Raw genomic sequence first — 19,192 nt, forward strand, 5'->3', positions numbered from 1 at the left:
AGGGGTTCTCTGCTCTCATACCGACGAAGAACCCCCAACACGCGCGGTCATCCACTCGCACGCCGTCCCGCGGATCAGCCGGCCGTAACCTCGTCAGCGGTGCCCGGCGTTCACCGGGTGGTGGGGTCAGTCGAGGATGCCTTGGCGGTGGGCTACGGCGGCGGCTTCGGTGCGGGAGCGGACGCCTAGTTTGGCGAGGATGTTGGAGACGTGGACACTGACCGTTTTCTCGCTGATGTACAGCTCTCGCGCCAACTGTCGGTTCGTGCGGCCTTGGGCGAGCAGGCGGAGTACTTCGGTTTCGCGAGTCGTCAGCGCGCTCGCGCCGGTGTCGCCGGCGCCGGCGTCATCGAGGAGGGGGCGGGAGTCGAGTTCGCGTCCGGTTTCGGCGGCCAGTGCGGTCTGCTCGTTTGCCTCGGCGACGCGGCCGGCGGCGCGGAGGGCGTCGGCGTACCGGATGCGTGACCAGGCCTGCTCGTAGATGTACCCGTACCCGAAGGCCTCGGTTGTCCGTTGCCAGGACGCGACATGTTCCTCGGGGGTCGGCGGGTCGATGCCGGTCAGCCAGCGTAGGCGGTCCCATTCGGACTCCAGACGGGCGATCCAGGCGAGGCCCTCGACGCCCATCAAGCGCCCGGGCGGCAGACCCTTCTCGACGGTCGCCTGCCCGAGGGACAGCAATTCCGCGCCCCGAGCAACCAGATCGGCCGCAGCAGAAGGCTCGCCGACCGCGCGGTGACACAGCACCTGCATCTCGAGCGTGGAGAATCGGATCCGCCCGAGGAACCACTCGGTCTGGAACACATCGCTGCACAGCGCGGTGACATCCGCGATCAGCTTCTCGGCCGCCGCTGGATTGTCGAGGAAGCGGTACGCCTCGACGGCCGGTTGCAGCCCGAGGATCGGCACCATGATGTCGAGATCCCACCACTTGCGGGACAGCTCGAACTCCTCCGCGACCGCGGTGTCACCGCGACCGCTGCGCACCGAGTACCCCACCGAGCGCAGCCCGGCCGCGGCGGCCGCCGGTGTCATCGCATCGGTCCGGGCCGTTTCGGCCGCCTCGTCCCATTCGCCGAGCATGTACTGCGTCAGCGCCAGCATCCGGCGTGCGTCGAATCCGTACGCCGCCCATTGCCGCCCGAGCTCGGCAGCCCGCTTGGTTGCGAACGACAGCGCGGCTTTCGCGTTCAGCAGGTCGCCCTGCTCGTAGTGGGTCGACCCGACGAGGAACCGGCTGCGCACCTCGGCGGCCTGGTCACCGGTCAGCTGCGCCCGGACGGCGGCCTCTTCGAACTGCTTCACCGCGGTCTCGGGGTCTCCGGCTCGCCGACGTAGCTGGGCCAGCGTGATCCCGGCGTCGCTCGCCGCGGATTCCTGACCGACGTCCTGGGCGATCTCGAGCGCCTTGTGTGCCCAGCGCTCCGCCTCCATCGGGCGGCCGAGTGCGTCGGACACCCGCGCGTACAACGACGCGACCTGCGCCTTGAACACACTCGAAGGTTCGTCCTGGACCAGCTTCAACGCCTGCGTCACTGCCTCGTGCGCCTCTTGGTCCTGATCGATCACGAGCGCGATGTCGGCCAACGGCAGCAACAGCTGCGCCCGCTCCAGTCGTGGCGCGTCCGGCGGCAGGTCGGCGAGCGCCTTGCGAAGCAGCTTCACCGCACGCAGGTGCTGCGACGAGAGGGTCGCCGCGGTCGCGGTCTGAACGATGAGCGTCGTCTTGTCGATCGGGTGATCGGGGTCCCGGTTCGGGAACAACTCCAGCGCCAGCTCGTAGTGCTTCAGCGCGTCCTGCGGTGCGGCGACCGAAATCGCCTCCTCGCCGGCCCGGATCCGCGCGTCGAACGCCACCGGCAGGTTGTGCGAGCGCGTGGCATGCCCTGCAAGCTCGGCCGCCGTACCCGTGACGGTCTGCTCCTTCAGAGCTTGCACGTACGCCGCGTGCAGGCGGACCCGCTCACCCGGCAGCAGGTCGTCGTACACGGCCTCGGCGAGCAGCGCATGGCGGAAGTAATACCGGTCACTGGTGGGCTGGTCGATGATGTGCGCGTCGATCAGCTCGCGCAGCGCCTCGTCGAGCTCGCGGTCGGGAAGGCCTGCGACCGCGGTCAGCAGTGTGTGCGGGACCCGGCGGCCGGCGACCGCGATCACCCGCGCGACCTGGCGGGCGTCGTCGGACAGCGGGTCGAGCCGGACCAGCAACAGGTCGGCGAGGTCCGGCGGTACGGCGTCGTCGTCGCCCATCGAGGCGGCCGCGGCGAGCTCCTCGGTGAAGAACGCGTTGCCGCCGGCCCGCTCCAGGATGCGGCGCTCCTCCTCCGCGGGCAGCGGCGTCGGCAGCAGCGAGTGCAGCAGGGTGCGGGACTCGTCGGCGTCGAGGGGCGGCAGATTCACCCGTCGTACCCGTGGATGGCGCGACCACTCGGCGATCGGGCGGCGGAGCGGATGCCGCCGATGCAGGTCGTCGCTGCGGTACGAGACGACGAGCGCGAGGCGCTGCGAGGTCAACCGGGTGATCAGGAAACCGATCAGGTCGCGGGTGGAGTCGTCGGCCCAGTGGGCGTCTTCGACGATGACGAGCTGCGGCTCGCTTGTGGACAGCGCGGTAAACGCGCCGAGGACCGCGTCGAACAGTGCGGCCCGGTCGAGCTGGCCCTCCTGCGGCACCGGCGCGGCGCTCAGCAGGCGGTGCGCGGGCAACAGCCGGCCGATCGCCGGGAAGTTCCGCAGGACGCCCTCGACCAGGTCGGGGCGGTCGCCGGCCAGGCGGCCGAAGATTTCCGAGAACGGCTGGTACGGCAAACCGGCGTCGCCGAAGTCGGTGCAGTGCCCGACCAGAACGCCGAAGCCGCGCTCGTGCGCACCGGTGGCCACCTCGTCCAGCAGCCGGGTCTTGCCGACGCCGGCGTCGCCGGACAGCACCACAGCGCCGGCGCGACGCGTCTTGGCGTCGTCCACGGCGCTGAGCAGGGCGGCCATCTCGGACGAGCGGCCGACGAGAGGTGTCGAGTTCCAGGGCACGGTGTCCATCTTCGCCCCTGGCGCCGACACAAATCGACGGCATCCCGTCCGAGCAGGTCTCCCCGCAGCAGAAACGCCGTCCCCGAGCACGATCTTGAGGTCAGGGACGGCGGTTTCGGCGGTCATGCGGCGGGACGGGGCCGAAGGGCGTGCCGCGGCTCGGGCTGCGAACCCCGCTCCGAACGACGCCGGCGGTTCGCGGCCCGGAAGTCGCGCTTGGCGCGCTCCAGGCGGTACTCGGACTCTGCCCGCAGCGAATCTGCGGTCACCAGTGTGGTCAACATGGTTTTCCCTCCCTTCAGGCTTTCCGGCCGAACAAGGTGGTCAGGTGCCGGCGGCCCCGGGTGCTCCGGGTCTGCCGGAAGTCACGGCTGAGGCGCTCCCTGCGGTAGTCGACCTCGGCCTTGACTGCTGCGTTCGTGTACATCGGTTCCTCCTGGGTCGGTGCCGGCGTGCTGCCGACAGTGATCAATCTGCTCGTCTGAGGAGGGGCGGCACATCGGAAGTCCTCCCTATCCCCGGTGCGGCGCCCGCCTGAGGGGTCCCTAGGGAGGCCTAGAAGGGTCTTGGAGACGAGAAAGCGCGGCCGGCTCCAGGAGCCGGCCGCGCGGGTGGGAAGGGGGTCAGGGGCGGTGCTCGTGCGGTCACATCGCCGGACGTGCCCGCAGTTCGGGCGCGCAGGGCTGGGGCGGCTGCAGTGCCGGCTTGCGGAACCACCACGGGCGCTGGAAGTCACGGCGGATCCGATCCTGGCGGTACCGCATCTCCGCGCGGACCACGTCGGTCGAGTAAACGAACATGCTGTCCTCCGGCTGCTTCGTCCTGGACAAGGGCTGCTTTGTCCTGGACAAGACAGTGCGCGCCTGAGGTGGGCGACCACATCAGCACATATCCCTAGGTGGGCGGGCCGGCGGACGTAGGGCACTGCAGAACCCGGTGAAACGGGCCTCAAAAGGGCCTCCGGAGGCACTTCTGCATACCTGGAGGTACCGGATCACCGGGGATAGGTGAGGTGCAGCTCGTAATGCGCCGGGTCGAGCAGTTCGTCGGCGTACTCGGCGAACTGATCCGTGGCGGTCCAACTGGTCCGCGTGGTGTGCAGGAACCATGTCCCGGCTGGGCGGTCAAGGTGGTCGGCCTCGACGGGTGTCAGCGGGCGGCCGCGGAGGTGCTGCTCGCAGTGGTCGAGGTAGAGGCCGGCGTGGTTCAGGGTCACGCTGATCGAGCCGTCGTCCAGGCCGCGCTCGGGCAGGTCGCGGAGCGCTTCGAGTGCCGGGATCCGGCTTCGCTCGAGTGAGATCGCCGTGCCGTCGGTGAGTTGCCGGACGCGCTCGATCACGACCATCGCGGGCGAATCCAGAGCGAGCCGCTCGGCGAGCTCCACATCCTCGGCGAGCTCGATCCGGACAACCCGCAGACGGGTCTCGACACCCTGCTCAGACAGCGCGTGCGTCCAGCCGAGCCGCCCGTCCAGTGGGCGCCCATCGAACAGTACGTACGATCCCTTGCCGATCCGCGTCGTGATCAGGTTGTCCTCGGCGAGTACGGCGAGCGCCGCGCGGACCGTGTTGCGGCTGACCGCGAAGCGCTTCGCCAGCTCGTTCTCACCGGGCAGTTGCGCTCCGCGGTGGACGACGCCGGACTTGATCTCCCGCGCCAGGATCCGGGCGATCCGTTCGTGTTTCAGCGCGACGTTCCGCATCAGGGGACTCACTGGTTCAGCGCGCGCAACTGGTCGACCGTGACGATTTCCAGCATCGGCGAGTACAGCCGCATGATGTCGATCGCCTTCCGATGGGTCTCCTCGTCGGACCCGGCGCAGGCGTCCTCGACGACCTGGACATAGACGCCCGCGTCCACGGCCGCGAGCGCCGTCGTGATGACACAGCAGTCCGTCGTCACACCGCAGACGACGAGATGGCCGCCGGTCCCGACGCGGCGCGCGAGCTCAGGTCCCCACGCGCCGAACGTGGTCTTGTCGAGCGTCTCGGCGCCCTTGAACTCGTCGACCAGTTGGTACGCCTGCGACTGCGGCGGCTGCAGCGCGAACGGGTAGTGCTGGTAGTACGTCGCCCACGAGCCCTCCGGCATCGGCGGCGCGACGAACCGGGTGAACACGGCGTCCGGTGAGAAGAGTTCGAGCAACTGCTTCGTCGGCTCCACGACCCGGTCGAAGTCCGGGGTGGCCCAGCCGGATTCCGGGTCCGCGAAGATGTTCTGCAGGTCGATGATCGCCAGCGTCATCACGCCTCCTGACGTCGTACGGCGGGCCGCCCGCCGAACCACTGCACGACGAATCCGAGCACCAGCGCGACCAGTACGCCGAGATTCGCGAACGCCCAGGTGCCGTCCTTGCCGCCGAGGCCGAAGGCGCCGAGCAGGTAGCCCTGCCAGGTCAGCCACGAGGCCAGCGAATTCGTGACCAGGCCCCATCCGATGCCGGTGGCAACGAGCATCGTCAGCACGGGCAGCCACCGGATGTCGCCGTACCGCCCGCTGGGCCGGTAGAGGTCGTCCTCGTCGTAGTCGCGGCGCCGGGACGCGATGTCGGCGAGCATGATCCCGCACCACGCCGCGATCGGTACGCCGAGCGTGATCAGGAAGCCCTGGAACTCGCCGAGGAATTCGCCGCCGTAGAACACCACATAGATCGTCCCGGCGATCATCACGACGCCGTCGATCAGCGCCGCGACGTACCGCTTGACCGGCAGACCGAGCGACAGCAGCGCGAGTCCGGACGAGTAGATGTCGAGCACCGCGCCGCCGACCAGCCCGAGGACCGCGACCAGCACGAACGGCACCAGGAACCAGGTCGGCAACGCCTCGGCGAGGGCGCCGATCGGGTCCGCGGCGATCGCGTTCGACAGGTCCGCGGAGGACCCGGCGAGCAGCAGACCGAAGACGAGCAGTACGACGGGTGCCAGCGCGCCGCCGAACGTCGTCCAGCCGACCACGCCGCGACTCGACGATTCGCGCGGGAGGTAGCGCGAGTAGTCGGCTGCCGCGTTCACCCAGCCGAGGCCGAAGCCCGTCATCAGGAAGACCAGCGCGCCGACCACGTCCTGGGTGGATCCACTCGGCAGCGCGGACACCGTGCTCCAGTGGATCTGGTCGGCGACCAGGATGATGTAGACGACCGTCAGTACGCCGGTCACGACCGTGATCACGGTCTGCGCGCGCATGATCAGGTCGAACCCGAGCACGCCGCACGCGACGGTCAGCAGCCCGACAACGAGCAGCGCGATCACCTTCGTCAGCGTCCCGCCGCCCCAGCCGAGGCGCTCGAACACGGTGGCCGTCGCCAGCGTCGCGAGGATCGTCAGCACGGTCTCCCAGCCGACCGTCAGCAGCCACGAGACCAGCGACGGCAGTTTGTTGCCGCGGACCCCGAAGGCGGCCCGGCCGAGCACCATCGTCGGCGCCGACCCGCGTTTGCCGGCCAGCGCGATCAGGCCGCAGAGCAGGAACGAGAACACCACCCCGATCAGCCCCGCGATCACCGCCTGCCAGAACGAGATCCCGAACCCGAGCGCGAAGGCGCCGTAGCTCAGGCCGAGCACGGACACGTTCGCGCCGAACCACGGCCAGAACAGCTGGCTCGGTCGGCCCTTCCGGTCCGCGTCCGCGATCACGTTCAGCCCGTTGCTCTCCACCGAGAGCGCCCGGGTCTGCTGCTGCACCTCGACCTGGTCGGTCATACCGGCTCCTTGGGGGAGGACCTGTTCAGTCCTGTTCAAAACGACGGTAGGACCCGCCTTCGCCGCGGTCAAGCGACAATGAGACGCATGCTGAGCGAAGCGGTGGACGGGTTCAGGCTGGCGTACGACCGGCACGGCGAAGGTCCCGCGGTCGTCCTCCTGCACGGCTGGCCGGGCGACCGGACGGACTACCGGCTGCTGGTGCCGCTGCTGGTCGAGCGCGGCCTCGACGTGGTGGTCCCGGATCTGCGCGGATTCGGCGCCTCGAAAGGGCGGTCCGCCGATCCGACGCAGTACGGCGTCGACGGGCAGAGCCGGAGCATCGTGGCGCTGATGGCGGAGCTCGGGCTGGACCGGCCCGTGCTCGCCGGGTACGACGTCGGCAGCCGGGTCGCGCAAGGCATCGCGAGGAGCCGGCCCGACCTGGTCGAAGGGCTGGTGGTTGCGCCGCCGCTGCCGGGGATCGGCAAGCGGATCTTCGCGGAGCACGCGCAGGCGGAGTTCTGGTACCAGGCGTTCCATCGGCTGCCCGTGATCGAGGAGTTGATCGACGGTCGCGAGGACGCGGTGCGGGCGTATCTGACGCATTTCTGGACGCACTGGTCCGGGCCGGGTTTCCAGCCGGAGCTGGACCATCTGGTCGAGGTGTACTCGGCGCCGGGTGCGTTCACGGCCGCGCTGAACTGGTACCGGGCCGGCGCAGGGGCAGTTGCCGTGTCCGCGGCCGAAACCGCGCCGCCGTCGTACGACCGGATCGCCGTACCGACCGTGGTGCTGTGGCCCGAGTTCGACCCGTTGTTCCCGCGGCAGTGGTCCGACCGGCTCGACGACTTCTTCAGCGACGTACGGCTGCGCCCGGTCGACGGCGTCGGGCACTACGCGCCGCTCGAGTACCCGGAGATCCTCGCCGAGGAGATCGTCGGACTGTAGCGCCGTCGGGCATGGCCTAGGCTGACCACATGGCGGAGACGGATCTCGGGATGCCGGTGGTGCGGCCGGCGGTCGGGGCGCTGGCGAAGCTCGCACCGCAGCCCGTCCGGTACCTGCTGAACTGGGGCCGGAAGTACTCGCTGTGGGTGTTCAACTTCGGGCTCGCGTGCTGCGCGATCGAATTCATCGCGGCATCGATGGGCCGGCACGACTTCATCCGGCTCGGCGTGATCCCGTTCGCGCCCGGGCCGCGGCAGGCCGACTTGATGGTGGTGTCGGGCACCGTCACCGACAAGATGGCGCCCGCGATCAAGCGGCTGTACGACCAGATGCCCGAGCCGAAGTACGTGATCTCGTTCGGCTCCTGCTCGAACTCCGGCGGCCCGTACTGGGACTCGTACTGCGTGACCAAGGGCGTCGACCAGATCATCCCGGTCGACGTGTACGTACCCGGCTGCCCGCCGCGGCCGGAGGCGCTGCTGCAGGGCATCCTCAAGCTGCAGGAGAAGATCGCCGGCGAGAACGTGACCTCGCGGTACGACGAGCCGTCGGCCGCGGCGTTGACGCGGGGGCTGGTGCAGCCGTGAGCGCCGACGCACTCGAGGCGCTGACCAGCGCCGGGATCGCCGCGACGTCGGCCGACAGCTTCGGCCCGGCCGCGGTCGACGTACCGCCGGAGGCGTGGGACGTCGCGCACGAGATCCTGCGGGACACCGTCGGGCTGACGTTCTTCGACTTCCTGAGTGCCTCCGACGAGCTCAAGGACGGGTTCCGGGTGGTGTCGCATCTCGCGGACTTCTGGGGCGGATCGCAGGTCGACCACGTCCTGGTCCGGACGCTGGTGCCGCGCGACAACGCCGTACTGCCGTCGCTGTCGGACGTGTACGCCGGGGCGAACTGGCACGAGCGGGAGACGTACGAGATGTTCGGGATCTCGTTCCTCGGGCACCCGAATCTGACCCCGCTGCTGCTGCCGGACGAGTTCGAAGGGCATCCGCTGCGCAAGGAGTTCGTGCTCGCGTCGCGGGTCGCGAAGCCGTGGCCGGGGGCGAAGGAGCCGGGCGAGTCCGATCACGCGCCGGCTGGAGCGCCGAGTCGGCGGCGGACGTTGCCGCCTGGGGTGCCCGACCCCGAGAGCTGGGGGCCGCGACCGCCTGGGTCGCCCGATCCCGACCCGTTGGCGCCCGCGCAAGCCGCGTCGGCTCCGGCACGTCCGCGACGGGCTCCGGGTGAACGCCGTACACGCCGGCAGACCGACCAGAGCGCCGGTGGTGCGCCGGCTGCAACGGACCAGGGCGCCGGTGGTGCGCCGGCTGCGACGGACCAAGGTGCCGGTGGGGCGTCGGGTGACGCTACGAGCGAAGGGTCGGATCAGTCGTCGTGATTCCGTCGGCCGAGGAGCTGGCGCGGTACACCCTCGAGCGGCAGCATCCGATCACCCGGCGCTGGCAGCGGTCGCGCGCGAGTGGTACGGCATCCACCACCCCCGGTACGTCCGCCTGTGGAGTGCAGCGTCCGGCGTCGACGGCACGCTCCCGGATCGCCGGTTCCTCGCGGCACCGATCCGCGAGCTGCGCGCGTACGACGTACCGCCCGGCCTCGCGCTAGGAGGCGGCGGACGAGGGGCTGTTGTTCGATGTCACGGTCGACGACGAGTGGGCCGGCTACGTCGCCGCGGTGATCAAGCCCGACGACGCCCTCGGCCTCCCCGCGTATGTCGTCCGCGAACTCGTCCTCACCCCCGAACACCGCGGCCACGGCTACGGCCGCTACCTCAGCACCTTGCTGGCCCAGTCCCTCCCCGACCCGACCCGCATCTTGATCGGCACCATTCACGCCACCAATACCGCGGCCCGCACCGCAGCCCTCACCGCCGGCCGCCACGACATCGGCGGCTGGCTTCAACTACCCCTCTGACCTGGGCGGAAGGCGGGGGCGTGGTGTTGGGCCCAGGTGGTGAAGGGGAGGGCGGGGCGGCCGGTGAGGTGGGGGACTGTGGTGCTGACCGGCTCGGGGTTGTGGATCAAGGAGGTCCAGTACGCGAGGGCGCTGTCGACGAAGGCTGGGTCGGCGCCTTGGTCCAGGAGTTGCCTGCGGGCTTCCGCGTCGGAGAGGGCTTCGACCCGGATGTCCTTGCCGATTGCCTGCGCGATGATCTGGATCTGTTCGGCTTGGGTGCGGACTTCGGGGCCGGTGAGGTCGTAGCACCGGCCGATGTGATGGCCGTCGAGAAGGGACAGTACGGCGACCGCGGCGATGTCGCGCTCGTGGATGAGTGAGCGTCCCGCCTCGGGGGACGGGATGCGTACGACGTCGCTGGTGCGGATCTGGTCGGCCCAGGTCAGCGTGTTGGTCGCGAAACCACCCGGGCGGACGAACGTCCACGCCTTCCCGGCGTTTCGCAGCAGTTGCTCGACATCGCCCCACACCCCACCCGACGGCGCGTTCAGCGAGGACAGGTACACGACCCGCCGCGGCAACTCGTCGACCACGGCCGCAGCCCCGGACGCGTCGTACGCCGGCCACAACAGAAACGCGGCATCCACGCCGGCTGCGGCGCGCCGTACGGACGCCGGATCGAAAAGATCACCCGGCGCCAATTCGACGTCGGGCGGCAGTTCGGCGCCGGCCGGCGTACGGACGAGAGCCCGCACCGACACGCCCGCGGCGCGCAGTCCTTCGACGACATGCCGGCCGACGTGGCCGGTGGCTCCGGTGACAAGAATCGTGGTCATGGCCCACCACCCTGAGACCTCAACGCGGGTTGAGGTCAAGCCGAACCTACTAGGCTGAGCAACATGCTGGAGTTCGTGGTGCGGGTGGTGGGCGTCCTGGTCGCCTTCCTGGTGGCGCCCTTGCTGGTCGGGCAGGCCGAGCACAAGGTGATGGCGCACATGCAGTCGCGGCTCGGCCCGATGTATGCGGGTGGCTTCCACGGCTGGGCGCAATTGGTCGCGGACGGCGTGAAGTTCGTCCAGAAGGAGAGCGTGGTCCCGGCTGCTGCTGACCGCCGGGTGTTCGAGTGGGCCCCGCTGGTCGCGATCCTGCCGTACCTCGCCGCGCTGGCCGCGATCCCGCTCGCGCCCGGTCTGGTCGGTGCGGACCTGGACGCCAGTCTGTTCTTCGTGCTCGCGGTGATGAGCATCGGCGTGCTCGGATCGCTGATGGCCGGGTGGGGCAGCGGGAACAAGTACAGCCTGCTCGGCGGTCTGCGGGTCGCGGCGCAGCTGATGAGCTACGAGCTGCCGTTCGTGCTGTCCGCGGCGAGCGTCGCGGTCGCCGCCGGTTCGCTGAGCCTGACCGCGATCGGCCACGCCTGGAACCCGTGGTGGTTGCTGTGGCAGCTGCCCGGTCTGGTCGTGTTCTTCATCGCGGGGCTCGCGGAGCTGCAGCGGCCGCCGTTCGACATGCCGGTCGCGGACTCCGAGGTGATCTTCGGCCCGTACACGGAGTACACCGGGCTGCGGTTCGCGATGTTTCTGCTCGCCGAGTACGCCGGCATCGTCGTCCTCGCGGCGCTCACGACCGTACTGTTCCTCGGCGGCTGGAGTGGTCCGGGACCGGAGTCGATCGGGTGGATCTGGGCGCTGCTGAAGATCGCGCTCGTGTCGCTCGTGGTGATCTGGGTACGGGTCTCATTCCCGCGGATGCGCGCCGACCAGTTGCAGAAACTCGCCTGGCAGGGACTGGTTCCGGTCGCGCTGCTGCAGCTCGCCCTCACCGGCGTCGGCGTCGTACTTTTCTGAGTCTGTCGATCCGGGCCGACGCCGTTCGTGTAGAGGGCGAGAAGGAGGCGACGATGAACCAGTACCTGCTCAGCATCTACCAGCCCGACGGTCCCGCGCCGGAGCCCGAGGTGCTCGACCCGATCATGCAGGAGCTGAATCAGCTCAACGAGGAGATGCAGAAGGCCGGCGTCTGGGTGTTCGCGGCCGGCCTGCACCCGCCGGAGACCGCGACCGTGCTGAAGGCGAGCGGTGACGACCTCCTCGTCACCGACGGACCGTTCACCGAGGGCAAGGAGCATCTCGGTGGGTTCACCGTCATCCAGGTGGAGGACCTGGACGCCGCCCTCTACTGGGCGCGGCGGCTGGCCAAGGTCCTGCGCAACCTGTCGATCGAGGTCCGGCCGTTCCAGTCGTGACCCCTGATCTCGCGGTGATCTTCCGGGCCGAGCACGGGCGGGCGGTCGCTGTTCTGACGCGGGTGTTCGGTGACCTGGAGATCGCGGAGGACGCCGTGCAGGATGCGTTCGCGGCGGCGGTGGAGAAGTGGCCGGAGACCGGCGTACCACCGAGTCCGGCCGGATGGATCATCACGACCGCGCGCAACCGTGCGGTCGATCGCCTGCGCCGCGAGGCCGCGCGGGCGAGCAAGCAGGCCGAGGCGGCGCTGCTGCACGCCGAGAGCGAGCCAGTGGAGGAGGGTGCCGTGCACGACGACCGGTTGCGCCTGATCTTCACCTGCTGCCACCCAGCGCTCGCGCTGAACGTCCGCGTCGCGCTCACCCTGCGGATGCTCGGCGGGCTCACGACAGCTGAGATCGCCCGGGCGTTCCTGGTAGCGGAGCCGACGATGGCGCAACGGCTCGTCCGGGCGAAGGCGAAGATCCGTGCCGCGGGCATCCCGTACCGCGTGCCGTACGAAGCCGATCTGCCCGCGCGCGTCCGCGGCGTACTCGCTGTCGTATACCTGATTTTCAACGAGGGGTACGCCGCTTCGTCGGGCGATGCGCTGGTACGGGACGACCTGGCCGTCGAAGCGATCCGGCTCGGGCGGCTGATCGTCGACCTGATGCCGGACGAACCTGAGGCCGTCGGCCTACTCGCGTTGATGCTGCAGCAGCATGCTCGTCGTCCCGCGCGGGTCGCTGCGGACGGCAGCCTCGTCCTGCTGCGTGACCAGGACCGTTCGCTGTGGGACCGCGCATTGATCGACGAAGGTCAGGAGCTGGTCCGTGTCTGTCTCCGCCGCAACCAGCCCGGGCCGTATCAGCTCCAGGCCGCCATCAACGCCGTCCACGCCGACGCCGCGAGCGCGGAGGACACCGACTGGCGCCAGATCCTCCAGCTCTACGATCACCTGCTCGCCGTGGAGCCGACCCCGATCGTCGCGTTGAACCGAGCCGTCGCCGTCGCCGAGGTCGAAGGCCCCGAACCCGCCCTGGCCGTCGTCGACGCGTTGCAGCTCGACTCCTACTACCTCTTCCACGCCATCCGCGCCGACCTCCTCACCCGCCTCCACCGCCACCCCGAAGCCCGATCCGCCTACCAGGCCGCCCGCACCCGCACCACCAATCCGGCCGAACAAGCCTTCCTCCGCTCCCGCTCGAGGTAACGCGCCCGGCTCGGAGGCGCGCTGTCGGGCAGAGGTTTCGGCTAATGTCCTGCTAAGAGACGGGAGGTGGAGTGTGGGACTGCCTGGTAAGGGGCTGGTCGAGGGGCTGAAGGTCACGGCGCGGACCCTGGCCCGTCGGTCCGTCACCGAGCAGTACCCGGACGTTCTCCCGGAGCTGCCGCCGCGCAGCCGGGGTGTGATCGCGCTGATGGAGGAGAACTGCACCTCCTGCATGCTGTGCGCCCGCGAGTGCCCGAGCTGGTGCATCTATATCGACTCGCACACCGAGACCGCGCCGTCGGTCGGTGAGCAGGCCCGCGAGCGCAGCCGGAACGTGCTCGACCGGTTCGCGATCGACTTCAGCCTCTGCATGTACTGCGGGATCTGCATCGAGGCGTGTCCGTTCGACGCGTTGTTCTGGTCACCGGAGTTCGAGTACGCCGAGACCGACATCCGGAACCTGACCCACGAGAAGGACCGGCTCCGCGACTGGATGTGGACCGTCCCGGCGCCGCAGCCCATCGACCCCGGCCCGGTCACCGCTCCGGAGCCGCCCACCGATGCCGGGCAGGCCACCGAGGACGAAGCGTGACCACTGTTCTGTTCGCCGTCGCCGGCGTGGTGGCGGTGGTGGCGGCCGTCATGGTTGTGGTGTCCCGCCGGATCGTGCACGCCGCGCTCTGGCTGGTGCTCGCGCTGGGCGCCGTCGCCGGCTGCTTCGGTGCGCTGCAGGCGGAGTTCGTCGCGCTGGTCCAGATCCTGGTGTACGTCGGCGCGATCGTCGTACTGGTCCTGTTCGCGTTGATGCTCACCAAGGCACCGACCAACCCGTTGCCCGAGCTCACCACCGGCCGCAGCCCGTTCGCCGCTGTGGCCGCGGCGGTCCTTGCGGTGCTGCTCGGCAGCGGCGTGATTCTTGCCTTCGGCAACGAGAAGATCGAGCCGGTGACGGACGGATCCGCCGAGGCCGTCGGGACGCAGGTCTTCAAGCACTGGGTGCTGCCGTTCGAGGTCCTCTCGGTCCTGCTGCTGGCCGCACTGATCGGCGCGATCGCGCTGTCCCAACGCAGCGGCGCCACTCAGCGCAGGGCCGCGAGCCGGCGAGAGAAGGAGGGCTGACATGCCGTTGGTCCTCCCGCTGTTGCTGGCGGTCGTCCTGTTCTGCATCGGCGTGTACGGCGTCCTCGCGCGCCGCAACGTGATCACGATGCTGATGTCGTTCGAGCTGATGCTGAACGCGGTCAACCTCAACCTGGTCGCCTTCGACGCCTGGCGGGTGAACGAGGCGACCGGCCAGACCCTCGCGATCTTCGTGATCACGCTGGCGGCGGCCGAGATCGGTCTCGGCCTGGCGATCGTGCTGCTGCTGTTCCGCGGCCACGGTCACGTCGACGCCGACGCGGCCCGCGATCTGGTGGAGCGGTCATGAACCCAGCCGTCATGGTGGCCACCGTCTGGCGCGTCACCGGTGTCGCGTTCTCCTTGCTCGTCCTGCTGTTCGCCGCGCTGCTGTACGGCGCCACCCCGGACCAGGTCGGATTCCTGAACTCCCAGGTCGGCGACCTCACGATCGGCTTCGCGGTCCGCACCGACGACCTGACGGTGCTGATGCTGGCGGTCGTCGGCGTCATCGCGACCTGCGTGCAGGTGTATTCGCTCGGATACCTCCATCAGCGCCCGGCGTCGTATCACGCGCTCGTCACCTTGTTCACCGCGGCGATGGTGACGGTCGTGGTGTCGGACAGCCTGTTCTTCCTGCTGATCGGCTGGGAAGTGATGGGTGCCTGTTCGTACCTGCTGATCGGCCACTACTGGGAGCGTCGCGACGCCCGGTCGGGCGCGGTCAAAGCGTTCCTGATCACCCGGTTCGCCGACGTCGGGTTCCTGTTCGGAATCTTTGTGCTCGGCGTGGCCGCGGAAACGTTCCGGATTTCGGAGATCGATCCGGCGCGGATGTCCGGCGCCGCGCTGACCACCGGCACGCTGCTGCTCCTGGTCGGCGTCGTCGGCAAGTCCGCGCAGGTCCCGCTGCAGACCTGGCTCCCGGACGCGATGCCCGGCCCGAGCCCGGTCAGCGCGCTGATCCACGCGGCCACAATGGTCGCGGCCGGCGTGTTCCTGATCGCCCGGATGTACGACGTGTTCAGCGCGTCGGCCACCACGCTGACCGTGCTCGCGATCGTCGCCTGCGTGACGATGCTGTTCGCGGCCCTGTGTGCGAGCGCTGCCGTCGAAGTAAAACGTGTTCTCGCCTGGTCGACGGTCAGCCAGCTCGCGATCATGTTCGCGGCGTTGTCCCTGGGCACCGAGGACGGCCGGCATGCCGCGCTGTTCCACCTGGTGACGCACGCCGCCTTCAAGGGCCTGCTGTTCCTCTGCGCCGGCGTGCTGCTGCATCAGGTCGGCAGCGCGGCGCTCGTCGTCCTGCGCCGGTACACCCGCCGCGGGAAACTGAGGAAAACGCTGCAGGTCACGTTCCTGACCATGACGGCCGGTCTTGCGGCGCTCGCCGGTGTCCCCGGTTTCGCGGGCTTCTTCTCCAAGGACGCGGCCATCGAGGCTGCCTGGGAGAAGGCCGGCGACGGTTCGGCGGTCGGCTGGCTGGTGCTGATCTCGATCTGCCTGACAGCCGTCCTCACCGCGTTCTACTGCCTACGGCTCTGGCTGTGGACGTTCTTCCGCACACCCGCGCTGGCCGGCGGCATCGGTGCGTTCGAGGACGGCGACGCGGCGGCCGACCTCGACGAGCCCGACACCTCCAAGCTGCGCGACGCGCCGTGGATCATGCTCGCGCCGCTCGTGCTCCTCGCCATCGCCTCGATCGCGCTCGGGTACGCCGACGGTCTGCACCTCAACTGGGTCATCGGCCTGATCTCGACCGCGCTCGTTCTGCTCGGTGCGCTCCCGGCGTACTCGCTGTGGCGCCGCGGGGCGGACCCGCGCCCGGTCGTGTTCGAGCGTGAGTTCGGCGTGGACCCGGCGTACCACGCGCTGGTCGTGGTGCCGGTCCGGTGGCTGGCGAAGCTGACGGTCGCGGGGGACCGGGACGTCATCGGCGCCTACGTGCGAGCGATCGGGCGGACCGGGATGCTCGCGTCGCAGGGATTCCGCCGCTTGCAGACCGGCAACGTGCAGACGTACCTGACCGCAGCGGTCATCGGCGTGGTGGCACTGGCTGTCCTCGCGGGGGTGATCAGCTCGTGAACGCGATCCTGCTGGCGATTCTCTTCCTGCCGTTGCTCGCGGCGGCCGCGCTGTGGTCGATCCCGGCGGCGATCGGCGACCGGCTCGCGGCGGCGTACGGCTCGGTGATCTCCGGGCTGGTCCTGGTCGGCTCGCTGCTGCTCTGGCCGCGGACGGATGGCTGGTTCGCGTACACCGAGACCGAGGGGCAGCTGCTCGGTGACGACGTCCGCCCGCTGCACGCGGTCGTGGACCTGCCGTGGATCCCGTCGCTGGGCGTCCGCTTCCACCTCGGCGTCGACTCGATCTCGGTGCCGCTGATCGTGCTCACCGCGCTGCTGACGTTCCTGTGCTGCATCTACTCGCTGAAGACCACACCGCGGATCGGCCGGACGCGGTCGCTGATCGCGCTGCTGCTGGTGATCGAGGCCGGCGTGATCGGGACGTTCTCGGCGATGGATCTGGTGCTGTTCTTCGTCTGCTTCGAGATCGTGCTGATCCCGATGTGGCTGGTCATCGACATCTGGGGCGATCACCACGACGCCGCCGGGCGGAAACGCGCCGCGACCACGTTCGTGCTGATGACCGTGTTCGGTTCCGCACTGATGCTGCTCGGTTTCCTGCTGGTGCAGCGGGTCGCCGGGACGTTGGACATCGTCGAGTTGACCCGCTCGCCGGTCGCCGGCGGGCACGGGGTTCCGCTGGCCGCCGCCGTCCTCATCGCGGTCGGGTTGGCGGTGAAGGTGCCGCTCTGGCCGCTGCACATCTGGCTCCCGGATGCGCACGCGAAGGCGCCGACGGTCGGTTCCGTGCTGCTGGCCGGCGTCCTGCTGAAACTCGGGACGTACGGCCTGATCCGCATCCTGGTCCCGGTGCTGCCGGACGCGACCGCCACCATCGCGCCGTACCTAGGCGCCTTCTCGACCGTGGCGATCGTCGCCGGTTCGCTCGCGTGTCTCGCGCAGACCGACGTGAAGCGGCTGATCGCGTACTCGAGTGTCGGGCACATGGGCTTCATCGGGCTCGGCATCGCGACCATGTCACCGGCCGGCCTGCGCGGCGCGCTGTTCGCGAACATCGCGCACGGCCTGATCACCGGGCTGCTGTTCTTCCTGGCCGGCGCGATCAAGGACCGCCACGACACCAGCGACCTGCGCGCGATCGGCCGGGCCCTGTACGCGAGGCTGCCGCGGATCGCCGCCCTGCTCACCTTCGCTTCGCTGGCGTCGCTCGGGCTGCCCGGGCTGGCCGGGTTCTGGGGCGAGATGCTGGTTCTGCTCGGCGCCTACGAACCGGCCGAGTGGTTGCCGCGGACAACCTTCCTGATCTTCATGGTGATCGCCGGTCTCGGCACGGTGCTGACCGCGGCGTACTTCCTGCGACTGGTGCGCAACCTCTGCCAGGGCGACCCGGCCGAACATCCGCCCGCCGCCTTCGCGGTCGACCTGAGCCGGATCGAGCTGATCACCTGGGCGCCGCTGATCGTGCTGACCGTGCTGCTCGGGCTCTGGCCCGGCCTTCTCCTGCAGCAATGGAGTGTCCTATGACGCTCACGTGGACCGATTGGCAGGCGGTCGCCGTACCGCTGGTGCTGGCGGTCGGCGCCGTCGCCGTGCTGCTCATCGACAGCTTCTGGAAGAGCGCTTCGGCCGAGTTCCGGCATTGGATCGTCACGGCACTGACCAGCGCGGTGATCCTGTTCGGCCTTGTCTTCGTGTGGGCGCACCGCGACGACTTCAAACCCGCCTTCTGCCGGCCGGCGCTCGAGGGTCCGGCGGAGTGCAGCCTGGTCCTGGAACCGTTGACGGCCGGGTTGTGGGCGGTGCTCCTGATCGGTGGCCTCGGCGTCGTCGGCCTGTCGGCGTACCGGTTGCTGGCGGCGGAGGTGCCGATCGGGGAGTACCACTTCCTGCTGCTCAGCGCGCTGACCGGCGCGACGGTGCTGGCCGGCGCGCGGGACCTGGCCACGCTGGTGATCGCGCTCGAGGTGGTGTCGCTGCCGAGCTTCGCGATGGTCGGGTTGCGGCGCGACCGGCGCGGTTCCGAAGGCGCGCTGAAGGCGTTCCTGGTGTCGGTGCTGTCGACGGCCGTGATGCTGTTCGGCATCTCCTATCTGTACGGCGTGACCGGCTCGCTGTACCTGTCCACGATCGCGAACCAGCTGACCGGCCTGGACCCGGACCTCGCCCGGGTGGCGTTCGCGGCCGGGCTGTTCGTCGTCGTCGGGTTCGCGTTCAAGATCGCGGCGGTACCGTTCCACGCCTGGCTGCCGGACACGTACGTCGGTGCGCCGATCGAGGTGACGACGTTCCTCGCGGTCGTGTCGAAGTCGGCCGGTGTCGCGGGGCTGCTCGTCGTGGTGACGGCCGGGATCGCGCCGACCGGATCGCAGCTGCGGACCGCGATCGCGATCCTCGCCGCCGTCACGATGACCGTCGGGAACTTGGCGGCGCTGCGTCAGGTCGAGGCGGTGCGACTACTCGCATGGTCGTCAATCGGCCAGGTCGGGTTCCTGCTCGCACCGTTGGCGGCCGCGGATGCGCAGGCAGTCGTCGGCTACTTGGCGGCGTACGTCGTGGTCACGCTCGGCGCCTTCGGGGCGGTCGCGGTCGTCCAGCGGCATCGTCCCGGCGGATTGCTGACTGACTATCGCGGCATGGTCCGGTCCGAGCCGGGGCTGGCTGCCTCGCTGATCTTCTTCCTCGTGGTGCTGGCCGGGCTACCGCCGGGGCTGGCCGGGCTGTTCACGAAGTTCGCGGCGTTCCAGGCGGTCATCGACGCGCATCTGGGGTGGCTGGCGATCGTGATGGCGGTCAACGTCATGATCGGTTTGGCCGTGTACCTGCGCTGGATCACCGAACTGTTCCGGCTGCCTGCCGAGGACCCGTTCTCGGTCGACATCGAGACGCCGGCGGTCACGATGATCTCCCTGTGTACTGCGGTCGGCGTCGTGCTGTCCGTACTGCCCAGCATCATGTTCGCGCTCGCCACCTGACACCTTCCGGCCATCACGACAG

The 19,192-nt window shown here is 69.5% G+C and carries 20 protein-coding genes and 1 pseudogene; 14 read left to right on the forward strand and 7 right to left on the reverse strand.

All coding sequences use genetic code 11. From position 1 onward, the window contains the following. Positions 1-126 precede the first annotated feature (126 nt). The 6 genes from AB0B82_RS08640 to AB0B82_RS08665 form a co-directional block, all read right to left on the reverse strand. Positions 127-3,036 carry an AAA family ATPase gene (locus tag AB0B82_RS08640; RefSeq protein ID WP_360164152.1) on the reverse strand — a complete coding sequence of 970 codons (2,910 nt, stop codon included), beginning with the start codon at positions 3,034-3,036 and terminating at the stop codon, positions 127-129. Positions 3,037-3,325: 289 nt separating this feature from the next. Then, on the reverse strand, positions 3,326-3,454 hold the full coding sequence (locus AB0B82_RS08645; RefSeq protein WP_360164154.1) for a hypothetical protein: 129 nt from the start codon (positions 3,452-3,454) through the stop codon (positions 3,326-3,328). Between the two features lie 217 nt (positions 3,455-3,671). Next, on the reverse strand, positions 3,672-3,827 hold the full coding sequence (locus tag AB0B82_RS08650; RefSeq protein ID WP_360164156.1) for a hypothetical protein: 156 nt from the start codon (positions 3,825-3,827) through the stop codon (positions 3,672-3,674). A 194-nt stretch (positions 3,828-4,021) separates the two neighbouring features. Further along, the gene (locus AB0B82_RS08655) at positions 4,022-4,729 is read right to left on the reverse strand and encodes a GntR family transcriptional regulator (protein ID WP_360164158.1); all 708 of its coding nucleotides are present in this window, start codon (positions 4,727-4,729) and stop codon (positions 4,022-4,024) included. Positions 4,730-4,737: 8 nt separating this feature from the next. Then, positions 4,738-5,271 carry a cysteine hydrolase gene (locus tag AB0B82_RS08660; RefSeq protein WP_360164160.1) on the reverse strand — a complete coding sequence of 178 codons (534 nt, stop codon included), beginning with the start codon at positions 5,269-5,271 and terminating at the stop codon, positions 4,738-4,740. Continuing rightward, positions 5,271-6,725: a cytosine permease gene (locus tag AB0B82_RS08665; RefSeq protein ID WP_360164162.1), complete on the reverse strand. Its 1,455-nt coding sequence runs from the start codon at positions 6,723-6,725 to the stop codon at positions 5,271-5,273. The genes AB0B82_RS08660 and AB0B82_RS08665 overlap by 1 nt, the downstream gene beginning before the upstream one ends. Positions 6,726-6,812: 87 nt before the next feature. On the opposite strand from AB0B82_RS08665, the gene AB0B82_RS08670 reads away from it, so the two are divergent. Genes AB0B82_RS08670 through AB0B82_RS08690 form a run of 5 tightly spaced genes read left to right on the forward strand, consistent with a single transcriptional unit; the run spans position 6,813 to position 9,572 of the window. Continuing rightward, positions 6,813-7,655 (forward strand): alpha/beta hydrolase, encoded by an 843-nt coding sequence (locus AB0B82_RS08670; RefSeq protein ID WP_360164164.1) that lies wholly within the window; start codon positions 6,813-6,815, stop codon positions 7,653-7,655. A gap of 29 nt (positions 7,656-7,684) precedes the next feature. Continuing rightward, complete coding sequence (locus tag AB0B82_RS08675; protein WP_360164166.1) at positions 7,685-8,242, forward strand: NADH-quinone oxidoreductase subunit B family protein; 558 nt, start codon at positions 7,685-7,687, stop codon at positions 8,240-8,242. Then, the gene (locus AB0B82_RS08680; protein WP_360164168.1) at positions 8,239-9,039 is read left to right on the forward strand and encodes an NADH-quinone oxidoreductase subunit C; all 801 of its coding nucleotides are present in this window, start codon (positions 8,239-8,241) and stop codon (positions 9,037-9,039) included. Before AB0B82_RS08675 ends, AB0B82_RS08680 begins: the two co-directional genes overlap by 4 nt. After that, a complete protein-coding gene (locus AB0B82_RS08685; RefSeq protein ID WP_360164170.1) occupies positions 9,036-9,263 on the forward strand; it encodes a hypothetical protein in 228 nt (75 codons plus the stop codon). The genes AB0B82_RS08680 and AB0B82_RS08685 overlap by 4 nt, the downstream gene beginning before the upstream one ends. Before the next feature lie 21 nt (positions 9,264-9,284). Next, positions 9,285-9,572, forward strand: coding sequence for a GNAT family N-acetyltransferase (locus tag AB0B82_RS08690; RefSeq protein ID WP_360164172.1), 288 nt, complete (start codon positions 9,285-9,287; stop codon positions 9,570-9,572). Here the strand turns inward: AB0B82_RS08690 and AB0B82_RS08695 are convergent. Further along, a complete protein-coding gene (locus tag AB0B82_RS08695; protein ID WP_360164174.1) occupies positions 9,557-10,390 on the reverse strand; it encodes an NAD(P)H-binding protein in 834 nt (277 codons plus the stop codon). The two genes, AB0B82_RS08690 and AB0B82_RS08695, sit on opposite strands and share 16 nt — an antisense overlap. A gap of 63 nt (positions 10,391-10,453) precedes the next feature. Here AB0B82_RS08695 and AB0B82_RS08700 point away from each other — a divergent pair, with 63 nt between their 5' ends. The 9 genes and pseudogenes from AB0B82_RS08700 to AB0B82_RS08740 all read left to right on the forward strand — a co-directional run bounded on the left by AB0B82_RS08700 (position 10,454) and on the right by AB0B82_RS08740 (position 19,170). Further along, positions 10,454-11,401: a complex I subunit 1 family protein gene (locus AB0B82_RS08700; protein ID WP_360164176.1), complete on the forward strand. Its 948-nt coding sequence runs from the start codon at positions 10,454-10,456 to the stop codon at positions 11,399-11,401. 53 nt (positions 11,402-11,454) lie between these two features. Further along, positions 11,455-11,799, forward strand: coding sequence for a YciI family protein (locus AB0B82_RS08705; protein WP_360164178.1), 345 nt, complete (start codon positions 11,455-11,457; stop codon positions 11,797-11,799). Then, the gene (locus AB0B82_RS08710) at positions 11,796-12,992 is read left to right on the forward strand and encodes an RNA polymerase sigma factor (RefSeq protein WP_360164180.1); all 1,197 of its coding nucleotides are present in this window, start codon (positions 11,796-11,798) and stop codon (positions 12,990-12,992) included. The genes AB0B82_RS08705 and AB0B82_RS08710 overlap by 4 nt, the downstream gene beginning before the upstream one ends. 208 nt (positions 12,993-13,200) lie before the next feature. Beyond that, positions 13,201-13,422: pseudogene (locus tag AB0B82_RS08715) on the forward strand (4Fe-4S binding protein); the annotation flags it as partial. 158 nt (positions 13,423-13,580) lie between these two features. After that, entirely contained in the window at positions 13,581-14,111 is a 531-nt protein-coding gene (locus tag AB0B82_RS08720) for an NADH-quinone oxidoreductase subunit J (protein WP_360164182.1), read from the forward strand. A 1-nt stretch (position 14,112) separates the two neighbouring features. Then, positions 14,113-14,421, forward strand: coding sequence for an NADH-quinone oxidoreductase subunit NuoK (gene nuoK / locus AB0B82_RS08725; protein WP_360164184.1), 309 nt, complete (start codon positions 14,113-14,115; stop codon positions 14,419-14,421). Then, entirely contained in the window at positions 14,418-16,196 is a 1,779-nt protein-coding gene (locus AB0B82_RS08730; RefSeq protein ID WP_360164186.1) for an NADH-quinone oxidoreductase subunit L, read from the forward strand. The genes nuoK and AB0B82_RS08730 overlap by 4 nt, the downstream gene beginning before the upstream one ends. Then, positions 16,193-17,722, forward strand: coding sequence for an NADH-quinone oxidoreductase subunit M (locus tag AB0B82_RS08735; protein WP_360164188.1), 1,530 nt, complete (start codon positions 16,193-16,195; stop codon positions 17,720-17,722). The genes AB0B82_RS08730 and AB0B82_RS08735 overlap by 4 nt, the downstream gene beginning before the upstream one ends. After that, positions 17,719-19,170 carry an NADH-quinone oxidoreductase subunit N gene (locus AB0B82_RS08740; protein WP_360164190.1) on the forward strand — a complete coding sequence of 484 codons (1,452 nt, stop codon included), beginning with the start codon at positions 17,719-17,721 and terminating at the stop codon, positions 19,168-19,170. Before AB0B82_RS08735 ends, AB0B82_RS08740 begins: the two co-directional genes overlap by 4 nt. Positions 19,171-19,192 lie beyond the last annotated feature (22 nt).

Origin of the sequence: Kribbella sp. NPDC048915, from assembly GCF_040649595.1 — a bacterium.
Classification (GTDB): Bacteria; Actinomycetota; Actinomycetes; order Propionibacteriales; family Kribbellaceae; genus Kribbella.

Excerpts from the sequence above, each read along its gene's own strand:
- AB0B82_RS08640 (WP_360164152.1), bottom strand. The coding sequence starts at position 3,036 with ATGGACACCGTGCCCTGGAACTCGACACCTCTCGTCGGCCGCTCGTCC.
- AB0B82_RS08645 (WP_360164154.1), bottom strand. The coding sequence starts at position 3,454 with ATGTACACGAACGCAGCAGTCAAGGCCGAGGTCGACTACCGCAGGGAG.
- AB0B82_RS08650 (WP_360164156.1), bottom strand. The coding sequence starts at position 3,827 with ATGTTCGTTTACTCGACCGACGTGGTCCGCGCGGAGATGCGGTACCGC.
- AB0B82_RS08655 (WP_360164158.1), bottom strand. The coding sequence starts at position 4,729 with ATGCGGAACGTCGCGCTGAAACACGAACGGATCGCCCGGATCCTGGCG.
- AB0B82_RS08660 (WP_360164160.1), bottom strand. The coding sequence starts at position 5,271 with ATGACGCTGGCGATCATCGACCTGCAGAACATCTTCGCGGACCCGGAA.
- AB0B82_RS08665 (WP_360164162.1), bottom strand. The coding sequence starts at position 6,725 with ATGACCGACCAGGTCGAGGTGCAGCAGCAGACCCGGGCGCTCTCGGTG.
- AB0B82_RS08670 (WP_360164164.1), top strand. The coding sequence starts at position 6,813 with ATGCTGAGCGAAGCGGTGGACGGGTTCAGGCTGGCGTACGACCGGCAC.
- AB0B82_RS08675 (WP_360164166.1), top strand. The coding sequence starts at position 7,685 with ATGGCGGAGACGGATCTCGGGATGCCGGTGGTGCGGCCGGCGGTCGGG.
- AB0B82_RS08695 (WP_360164174.1), bottom strand. The coding sequence starts at position 10,390 with ATGACCACGATTCTTGTCACCGGAGCCACCGGCCACGTCGGCCGGCAT.
- AB0B82_RS08700 (WP_360164176.1), top strand. The coding sequence starts at position 10,454 with ATGCTGGAGTTCGTGGTGCGGGTGGTGGGCGTCCTGGTCGCCTTCCTG.
- AB0B82_RS08705 (WP_360164178.1), top strand. The coding sequence starts at position 11,455 with ATGAACCAGTACCTGCTCAGCATCTACCAGCCCGACGGTCCCGCGCCG.
- nuoK (WP_360164184.1), top strand. The coding sequence starts at position 14,113 with ATGCCGTTGGTCCTCCCGCTGTTGCTGGCGGTCGTCCTGTTCTGCATC.
- AB0B82_RS08730 (WP_360164186.1), top strand. The coding sequence starts at position 14,418 with ATGAACCCAGCCGTCATGGTGGCCACCGTCTGGCGCGTCACCGGTGTC.
- AB0B82_RS08740 (WP_360164190.1), top strand. The coding sequence starts at position 17,719 with ATGACGCTCACGTGGACCGATTGGCAGGCGGTCGCCGTACCGCTGGTG.